This window comes from Streptomyces triticirhizae (assembly GCF_003696235.1).
Taxonomy (GTDB): Bacteria; Actinomycetota; Actinomycetes; order Streptomycetales; family Streptomycetaceae; genus Streptomyces; species Streptomyces triticirhizae.
Genome location: NZ_RFFJ01000211.1, coordinates 1 through 9,616, shown reverse-complemented (window position 1 = coordinate 9,616; position 9,616 = coordinate 1). Strand labels below are relative to the sequence as shown.

Genomic DNA, 9,616 nt, shown 5'->3' with positions numbered 1-9,616 from the left:
CTGGCCGGCGAGGCCGCCGCCGTGGTGCCGGGGGCGCCCGGGGCCCCGGTGCGGCTGGCGCGCTGCTGCACCCCGGTCCCGCCGGACGCCGCCTGCGGCTTCGCCGTGCGGGGCGGCGCGGTCACCGTGCACCGCGAGGAGTGCCCCAAGGCCGTGGAGATGGTCGAGGGCGGGCGGCCGGCGCTGGCGGTCCGCTGGCGTTCCGACTCGGTGGGCTGCCGGGTCACCCTCCAGGCCGAGGCGCTCGGCCGGCCCGAGTTGCTGGCCGACCTCACGGAGGCCCTGGCCCAGCACGGCGCCGCCGTGGTGCACGCGGAGGTCGAGCCGCCGCGCCAGCAGCGGGTCCGCCACACCTACACGCTGCGCCTGCCCGATGCCTCCGGGCTGCCGAGGTTGATGCGGGCCATGCGCCGGGTACCCGGCGTGTATGACGTTTCGCGCGCGGTCCGCGTGCATCCCTGAGCCCCCCGAGGAACGGGCGGGAGGGCCGGCGACGGCCGGGTTCGTGGTGGGTTCGTGGCCCTTAATCCCGTGCCAGGCGGGGATGGCCGTGCCACTATGGCGGGGGGACACCCGGGGCGCCGACGGCGTCGAACGGGAATCTTCCGGGCCGCTCGGGCGTTGTCGGGGCAGCCACGTTCCTCAGCTCGCACAGCGTCCCCGCTGGCCGGCTGACCAGTCGAACCTAAGGATCGCATTGACCTTCTCTTCCCTTCCTCAGGACACCCAGCGCCACACCACGGCGAACCGCCGGGCCGACGCCCTGATGGATGAGGACGTTGCCTGGGACGAGTTCTCCGAGGACCGGGACGGCGAGCAGTTCGAGCGGGAGGAGCGCGCCGCGCTGCGGCGGGTCGCCGGCCTCTCCACCGAGCTGGAGGACGTCACCGAGGTCGAGTACCGCCAACTGCGCCTGGAGCGCGTGGTGTTGGTGGGCGTCTGGACCTCGGGCACCGCCCAGGACGCGGAGAACTCCCTGGCCGAGCTGGCCGCCCTCGCCGAGACGGCCGGCGCCCAGGTGTTGGACGGCGTGATCCAGCGCCGTGACCGGCCGGACCCGGCCACCTACATCGGCTCGGGCAAGGCCCAGGAGCTGCGCGACCTGGTCGTCGAGACGGCGGCCGACACGGTGGTCTGCGACGGTGAGTTGAGCCCCGGGCAGCTGATTCACCTGGAGGACGTCGTCAAGGTCAAGGTGGTGGACCGCACCGCCCTGATCCTGGACATCTTCGCCCAGCACGCCAAGTCCCGCGAGGGCAAGGCGCAGGTGTCGCTGGCCCAGATGCAGTACATGCTGCCCCGGCTGCGCGGCTGGGGTCAGTCGCTCTCCCGGCAGATGGGCGGCGGCGGTTCCAGCGGCGGCGGCGGGATGGCGACCCGTGGTCCCGGTGAGACCAAGATCGAGACCGACCGGCGGCGGATTCGCGAGAAGATGGCGAAGATGCGCCGGGAGATCGCCCAGATGAAGGTCGGGCGGGACGTCAAGCGCCAGGAGCGGCACCGCAACGAGGTGCCCTCGGTGGCCATCGCCGGCTACACCAACGCGGGGAAGTCCTCCCTGCTCAACCGGCTCACCGGCGCCGGCGTCCTGGTGGAGAACGCGCTGTTCGCCACCCTCGACCCGACCGTCCGCAGGGCCGAGACGCCCGGCGGCCGGGCCTACACCCTCGCCGACACGGTGGGCTTCGTGCGCCATCTGCCGCACCACCTCGTCGAGGCGTTCCGCTCCACGATGGAGGAGGTCGCCGACGCCGACCTGATCCTGCACGTGGTGGACGGCTCGCACCCGACGCCGGAGGAGCAGCTGGCCGCCGTCCGCGAGGTGATCAACGACGTGGGCGCGCGGGACGTGCCGGAGATCGTCGTGGTCAACAAGGCGGACGTGGCCGACGAGGTCACCCTCCAGCGGCTGTTGCGCACCGAGCGGCGGGCCATCGCCGTCTCCGCGCACACCGGCCTGGGGATGGAGGAGCTGTTGGCCCTCATCGAGGACGAACTGCCGCATCCCTCGGTCGAGTTGGAGGCGCTCGTCCCGTACACCGAGGGGGCGTTGGTCTCCCGGGTGCACGAGGAGGGCGAGGTGCTCTCCGAGGAGCACACCGGCGAGGGCACCCTGCTCAAGGCCAGGGTCCACCCGGAGTTGGGCGCGCTGTTGGAGCCCTTCGTCCCGGCGACCAGGGCCTGACCGACCCGGGGTTTGCCCCGGACCGACCCGAGGGCTCCCTCCCCCACGCGGGGGAGGGAGCCCTCGGGTGTGGGCGGAGGGTGCACCCGGCGTGGGGGCCGCCGGGTGCCTGGGACGTGTGATCAGGGGTGACGGGTCACACGTCCATCTCCGCCCAGGTCAGCGCGAGGGTTCGGGCCGCCTCCAGGGACGGGGTCTCGGGGTCGGTCCCGTCGTGGACCTCCGCGAGGAACATGAAGGCCGCCGTGAAGGCGCCGATGAGATGGGTGATGCGTTCCTCGGCGAGGGCGGTCACGGGGTGGTCGGGGGTGGCGGCGATCGCGGTCAGGTCGTCCAGGAGGACGGAGATGAAGTCGGCGTCGACCGTGCAGGGCTCGTCGACGTCGAGTGCGCACACCAGAAGGCCGGCCACTCGTCTCCAGATGTCGCTCTTGGTCAGGAACACGAGGCCGGAACCCCCTTCGCTTTCGGTGCGGCAGGCGTGCGGGCGGGGCGGCGGGGAGAAGGCTTCGCTGGCCTTCTCCCCGCCGCCCGCGAGTTGGTTGACCGTGAGTGGTGACGGGCCGGGAGGCGCATGGGCGCTTGGCCCTCGGTCCTAGGCGGCCTCCTCGCTGGCCGCGGGCGCCTCCTTCGGCGTGCGGATCACCCCGATGACGAGGAGGAGGCCGACGAGGGCGAAGCCGGCGCCGCCGATGCAGGCGGCTCCGATGCCGTCCGCGAGGATCTCCTTGGCCCCCAGGCCCGGGTCCGGGCTGTCGGTGGCGCTGGTGAAGATGGTGACCAGCACGGCCGTTCCGATGGAGCCGCCGACCATGCCCATGGTCTGGAGCACGCCGGAGGCGGCGCCCGACTCCGTTGGTTTGACGCTGGACAGGATCGTTCCGATGAGCGGTGGGTTGAGCATTCCGACGCCGACGCCGGCGAGCGCCATCGGGCCGAGGATGCCCGACCAGTACTCGGTGGACGCGGAGACCTGGGTCAGCCACACCATGCTGACGAAAACCAGCACGAGGCCGGTGACCATCGCGGTCTTGGCGTCGAAGCGCTCGATCACCGGCGGGGCGATCCAGCGAGGGGCGATCATCATGGTGATGGCCATCGGCAGGAAGGCGAAGCCGGCCATCAACGGGCGCATGTCGAGCACGTCCTGTACGAACTGGGTCAGGAAGAAGAACATCCCGAACAGGGCCGCGCCGGAGCAGACAAAGGTGAGGTAACCGCCGCCTCGGTTGCGGTTGATGAGCAGCTTCAGGTTGAGCACCGGCTCGGAGTGGCGTGTGGAGATCACGACCAGGGTGCCCAGCAGGATCACGCCGACGGCGAAGGCCGCGAGCGTCGACGGCTCGCTCCATCCCTCCTCCGAGGCATGGACGAATCCGTAGACGATGGAGCCCATGCCCACGGTGGCGCTGAGGGCGCCGCCGAAGTCGAACTTGCCGCGCCGCCCGGGCGATTCGGGGATGAACCGGGGGGTGGCGATCAGCAGCACGATGCCGATCGGCACGTTGATGAACAGCACCGAACGCCATGAGATCAGGTCGGTGAGCATTCCGCCGATGATCAGGCCGCCGGCGAAGCCGAGGCCCTGGGCCATGACGGAGATGCCGAACGCCTTGGTGCGTTCCTTCTCGGTGCGGAAGGACGTGACGATCAGGGCCAGTGCGCAGGGCGCGGTCATGGCCGCCCCGGCGCCCTGGATGGCACGGGCGGCGAGCAGCATCCAGGAGTCCTGGGCGACCGCGCCGACCAGGGAGGCGAGGGTGAAGACCGTGACGCCGATCATCAGCCCCTTCCGGTGGCCGATGATGTCACCGACGCGACCGCCCAGGAGGAGCAGGCCGCCGTACGCCAGCGTGTAGCCGTTGAGCACCCAGGACAGGGTGGTCACGGACATGCTGAAGTCCTGCTGGATGTTCGGCACGGCCATGTTCATGACCGTGATATCGATCGCATCCAGTAACTGGACGCACAGGATGATGGTGAGGATGGCCGTCGCGTGCGGCGTGATGGTGGAGGCCGTGTCCTTGGCCGGACTGGTGGCTCCCTGACTGTCAGGCATGACGCCTGGCCCCCTTCAGTGAGGCGACTTCATGGGTACGCGGGTCTCGTCGGTGCGTGCGCTTGGTCGCGCCGGTGTCGGTGCGGAGGGTGGTGCGCGCGGAATCGGAGAGTGCTCCCCGGTTCCCGGTCGACACGATACGGGGAGGACTCTCCGGATCGCAACCGGGATGCCCGGGCCTGTCGGAGAAGGGCCTTTCGTAGGGCGGGTGTTCGACCCGCGACGCGGCCCGGATGGGCGTTCGCGGGTCGGCGAGAGGCGGAGCCTATAGCCCGCTCATGGCGAAGGCGAGACGCTTTGCGGGGCACGGGAAAACCGGCCCGGACGGCGCCGGAATCCCCCCGAAAACACCCGAAGTCGGCGCCGCTCCGAAAGGGGTTTTGTAGGGGTTGCGCGACTCCGGAAGGCCGGTAGTTTTCACCCGAGCCGTGTTCGCCGTGATCACCGTGTTCCGTCGGGCGGGAATCCGGTTGCAAGAAGCCGGACTTCGGCAGCAATTCAATGGAGCACACCATGGAACCCATCGACTATCCACTCGATGAGGCGGGCCCGCCCCGGCTCAACCCGGCCTATGCGGAACTCAGGGAACAACAGCCGTTGGCCCGGGCGAGAATGCCCTACGGCGAGGAGGCATGGTTCGCCACCCGGTACGCGGACGTCAGAACCGTGATGTCCGACCCGCGCCTCAGCCGGGCCCTGGCCAAGGAGCACGACGAGCCGCGCGTGTTCCCCGTGATGCCTGACGTCAACATCATGGGCATGGACCCGCCGGAGCACACCCGGCTGCGCAAGGTCGCCGCGCGGGCCTTCACCGAACGCCAGGTGCGCCGCCTCCGCCCCCGGATGCAGCGCATCGCCCACGACCTCATCGACGCCATGGCCGCCGCTGGTCCCCCGTTGGACCTGGTGAGCCACTTCGGGATGCCGTTCCCCGTCACCGTCATCGCGGAGCTGTTCGGCGTGCCGGCCGAGGACCAGCCGCTGTTCACCGGCTGGTCCAAGGCGCTGACCGCCACCACGTCCATGACGGGCGAGCGGATAGCCGAGTCGTACGCCAACCTGGAGCGGTACGTCGCCGACCTGATGGACCAGCGCGCCGCCCGCCCCGCCGACGACCTGCCGAGCGACCTGGTCGCCGCCTACCGCGCCGACGGGGGCACATCCAGGGACGAACTGGCCCGGCTGGGCATGATGTTGCTCGCCACCGGCCACGGCAGCACCGCCAACCAGATCTCCTACGGCGCCTACCTGTTGCTCTCCACGCCCGACCAGGCGGAGAAGCTCACCAAGGACCCCGACCTCATCAACAGCGCGGTCGAGGAGCTGTTGCGGTTCGGGAAGAACGACGAGGCGGCCATCTTCGCCCGCTACGCCCGCGAGGACGTCGAACTCGGCGGCATCGTGGTGCGCGCCGGGGAACCCGTCCTCGGCTCCCGGGTGGCGGCCAACCACGACCCCCGCGTCTTCACCGACCCCGAACACCTCGACATCACCCGCTCTCCGAACCCGCACATCGCCTTCGGCCACGGACCGCACCACTGCCCGGGCGCCCAACTCGCCCGCGCGGAACTCCAGATCGGCCTCGGCACCCTGCTGCGCCGCTTCCCCGAGCTGCGCCTGGCGGTCTCGCCCGAGGAACTGGTCTGGCAGGGGGGCAGCCAGGCGCGCATCTTCGCCGAGCTGCCCGTGACCTGGTGGCCGCCGGGGCACCCGCCAGGGCCGGAACCCGGCAGCGGCGGCAGCGCCCCCGGCGATCCGGAACAACGCCAGCCATCGCAGTGAAGGACCGTCATGGATGAGAAGACCGCGACCCGCTACCGGGTCACCGTCGCCGAGGACGTCTGCATCGGCAGCGGCTCCTGCATCGCCGCCGCGCCCACGTTCTTCGACTGGGGCGACGGCCACGCCGCCCGCGCCCGCGCCGAACTCGTCTCGCCCGACGAGGCGGTCCTCGACTGCGCCGAGTGTTGCCCGGTGGGCGCCATCACCGTGACGGACGAGGCGACGGGTCGCACGCTCGCACCCTGACCCGCCGCCGGCGCGCGGGGTTTCACGGCCCCGTCCCCGCGCGCCAACGCGTCCGCCACCCCGGCCTGCCCCGTCGTCTCCGAACCGTGACGGGGCAGGCCGCCTGTCAGCCGAGCTTGGCGCGGAGTTCGCGACGCCCCGTGACACCCAGCTTCTTGTAGGTCCGGGTGAGGTGTTGCTCGACGGTGCTGATCGTCACCGACAGCGAACGGGCGATCTTGCGGTTGCTGCTGCCCGTCGCGGCCAGCATCGCCACCTTGCGCTCCGAGTGCGTCAACTTGTTGAGGTAGTGCGAGAAGCGGTCCTCGATCCGGTACCGGGCGGCACTCGCCTCCACCGGAGGCAGTGGCCCCGGCATGGTCAGCTTGCGCACGGCCTCGAACATCTGGCCCTCCTGCGCGGCCTCGGTCAGCACGGCGAAGACGTGCTCACGGGCCGAGTTGTGCTGCTCCACGCTGTCGATGACGTTCGAGGCGCCCTCGCCTTCCGTCTCCTGGTCGCGGACCAGCAGCCGGTCCAACCGCTGGTCGATGAGCTGCACCGCGTCCTCCTGCCGGCCCCGGGTGAGCAGCGCGCCCGCCGCCGCGAGCCGCCACGGCAGGATCGACTCGTGGTCGATGCCCCACGCCGACATCAGTCGGCCGGAGGCCAGGAAGTCGGTCAGGGCCGCGTCCGATCTGCCGTCCACGAGGCTCAGGTGTCCCCGGGCGTAGAGATAGGGCAGCCCGTGACGCGACTCGAATAACTTCGGCGGAACGGGCTGGTCCAGACACTTCCTGGCCCGGTCCAGGTCCCCCGTGGCGATGGTGCTGAGCGTCAGCGCGGCGAGCGGACCGCCGATCCGGGTCCCCAACGCCTGCGGGGAGCCGAGCGCCAGCGCGGCCTCGGCGGCCTGCCGGGCGGCGTAGTGGCTGCCCTCGGCCAGCGCCAGCGCCGCCCGGATGGACAGCAGCCGCGCCTGCAACATCGGGGCCCGCTGCCACTCCGCCTCCGTGAGGAGCCGGTCGAGGAACCCGCGCAGCAGGGGGCGTTCCCCGCAGTAGAGCAGGGCCGCGAGCGCGGCGCACAGCGACGGCGCGGTGTCGTCGTTGAACGGCGTGCTGTACAGCGCGTCGGACGCGGCCGCCACGGTTTCGGGATCGGCCCGCCCGGAGGTGAGGACGCGGAGTAACGCGGCGGCCGGGTCGGGCAGTTCACCGCCCGACGCCTCGGACTCGGGCGGCAGGTCCGAGGCCCCCGCCGACCCGAGCAGGGCGGGGTACTCGCCGAGGACCAGCAGTTGGGCCGTCGTGAACTCCGGGTGTTCGGCACGCTCACCGCGCGCGGACCTGCGCCGGGCGGCCGCGAGCATCTCCAGCGCCTCGTCGGCGTGGCCTCGGCGGATCATCTGGTCGGCGAGGGCCGTCGGATGGTGCACCCACAGGTCCACCATGGGTACCAGAGCGCCGGCCTCGTGGAAGTACTGGCAGCTCAGCTCGGGGTCGTAGGCGGTGAGCACCAGCGCCGTCTTGGTGAGGATCGCCGCGCGGCGGCCCGGTTCCGAGGTGCTGCGCAGCGCCAACTGGAGGGCGCTGACGGCGAGGTGTCGGTCGTTGCAGGCCATCGCCTGGATGACGGTCTCGTGCAGCAGGGAGTCCGACCAGGGGACATGCTCGTCGTCCGCCGCGATGAGCCGCCTGGCGACCTCGAGCGCGGGCGCGCCCATGCCGCGCAGCGCGCTCGCGGCCCGGATGCGCAGCGCCGACGCCTGGGCGCTGGGGATCGTGGAGATGACGGCCTCCTCGATCACCCGGTGCCGGAAGCGGTTGTTCTCCATCAGCCCGGCCGAGTTGAGCACCTGGAGCGTCTGGTCGATGACCTCGACGGTGGTCCCGGCGACCTGGGCCGCGCTGCGCGGGGTGCTGAACTCCCCGAGGATCGCGATGCCCTGGGCGGCCCGGCGCAGCTCGGTGTCCAGCCGGAAGTAGTGGTCGAGGACGGTGCTGCGATAGGTGGGCCCCACGGGCAGGCCGGCGGCGGGACCCGGCGTTCCGGTGAGCCGCTCCAGCGACTGCTGGTAGTCCATCAGGATCGCCTTCAGCAGCCCGGTGTTGCCGCCGGACAGCGTTCCCGCCTCCGCCAGCGCCGCGTCACTCAGGCTCAACCCAAAGGATTCCTCGGCGAGTTGTCGTATCGCGTAGGGGGTGAGCGGATGCAGCCGCAGAAGCCGGGAGTGGGCCAGCCCGTTCAGTTCGGCCAGCACCTCCTCGTGGGTCGGCCGGGTCGGGCGCATCGTGAGCAGCATCAGCAGCGGCCGGGTGCCGGCCTCCACGGCCAGCCGCGTGATCAGGGACAACGCCTCCGGATCGGCGTGGTGGATGTCGTCGACGCACAGCACGCGCGGCTCGTCGCCCGGGTCCGGGCCGAGACCGGCCTCCTGGTGCAGGCCCTGCCGGAACGGCGAGAGCGCCGTGAACACCACGGGCACACCCCGCGCTCGGGCCTCCTCGGCGAACGCCGACATCAGGGTGGTCTTGCCGGCGCCCGCGGGTCCGGTGACGACGGCTACCTGGCCCGTTCCACCGGCAACCCTGTCCAGTAGAAAATTCAACTGTGTAATATTGGAGTCTCGTTCCAACAGTTTCACGACGCCTCCCGGTTTCGAGACGGGCCGAGACCGTCATCGATACAGTCCAGTGGACGGCGGAACCGCGCGCCGGAGGGTGGCCGCAGCGGTCCGCCCGTGAGGCGAGTCGGTCAGGTCTGGCCGCGACTCCCCGTTGCATCGAATGCCAGTCTGTCTTCCGCTTGTTCGACCGATCATTGTGCAGAGCGTCGGTCGGTCACCATCCCACGTTTGAGATGTCTCGCGCCGTAACGCGGTTCGTGTTACGGCCGTCCAGCATCGAACAGGCCAACGATGGAAACGGTCAGATGTGGGCACGGAGGCGGCTTCTGCGGCCAGGATCGGGCATGGGGGCGACGGTGAACGGGCGTGGGGGAGCCGTGTCCTGGCGGGCGTGCGCCGGTTCGGGGCGGCGTGGGGAAACGGGTGGGACGAAGGCGGCACGTGGGGGAGGGGGCGTGCGCGGGAGCGTAGCGCGGTCGCGCAGCGGATGTCCGGCCGGCGCACGGCGACGCGTGAGCAGCGTCACTCCGGGGTGTGCCGCGCCCGAGAACGGGTATCCCACGCGGCTGGTCAACGGCGCCGCACGGCACGGGACCTGGTGCGGTGACCTCGTCCCGCCGACTCTCCGCGCCGGCCCGGCGGAGCGACGCGAACCCCGGGGCGCGGTCGCCCCGGGGCGGGTGTACGGCGAGGGACCGGCGTTCCGCCGGCGCCGGCCGCGCCCCCGCGCGGGGGC

At 71.3% G+C, this 9,616-nt stretch carries 7 protein-coding genes; 4 read left to right on the top strand and 3 right to left on the bottom strand.

What is annotated here, in order from left to right; translation table 11 throughout:
* The coding region (locus EBN88_RS25530) for an ACT domain-containing protein (protein WP_147472840.1) at positions 1-462 on the top strand (462 nt) is incomplete at its 5' end.
* Between the two features lie 235 nt (positions 463-697).
* A complete protein-coding gene (gene hflX, locus EBN88_RS25525; RefSeq protein ID WP_233580960.1) occupies positions 698-2,185 on the top strand; it encodes a GTPase HflX in 1,488 nt (495 codons plus the stop codon).
* A 136-nt stretch (positions 2,186-2,321) separates the two neighbouring features.
* Here the strand turns inward: hflX and EBN88_RS25520 are convergent, their stop codons facing one another.
* Both EBN88_RS25520 and EBN88_RS25515 read right to left on the bottom strand, forming a co-directional pair.
* Positions 2,322-2,630, bottom strand: coding sequence for a hypothetical protein (locus tag EBN88_RS25520; protein ID WP_139666971.1), 309 nt, complete (start codon positions 2,628-2,630; stop codon positions 2,322-2,324).
* Positions 2,631-2,780: 150 nt separating this feature from the next.
* Positions 2,781-4,244: an MFS transporter gene (locus EBN88_RS25515; RefSeq protein WP_122399412.1), complete on the bottom strand. Its 1,464-nt coding sequence runs from the start codon at positions 4,242-4,244 to the stop codon at positions 2,781-2,783.
* A gap of 513 nt (positions 4,245-4,757) precedes the next feature.
* On the opposite strand from EBN88_RS25515, the gene EBN88_RS25510 reads away from it, so the two are divergent.
* Positions 4,758-6,026, top strand: a complete 1,269-nt coding sequence (locus EBN88_RS25510; RefSeq protein ID WP_122399411.1) for a cytochrome P450 — start codon at positions 4,758-4,760, stop codon at positions 6,024-6,026.
* Positions 6,027-6,035: 9 nt separating this feature from the next.
* Positions 6,036-6,272: a ferredoxin gene (locus tag EBN88_RS25505; protein WP_122399410.1), complete on the top strand. Its 237-nt coding sequence runs from the start codon at positions 6,036-6,038 to the stop codon at positions 6,270-6,272.
* Between the two features lie 106 nt (positions 6,273-6,378).
* Here EBN88_RS25505 and EBN88_RS25500 read toward each other — a convergent pair whose 3' ends face one another.
* Positions 6,379-8,898, bottom strand: coding sequence for an AAA family ATPase (locus EBN88_RS25500; protein ID WP_122399409.1), 2,520 nt, complete (start codon positions 8,896-8,898; stop codon positions 6,379-6,381).
* Positions 8,899-9,616 lie beyond the last annotated feature (718 nt).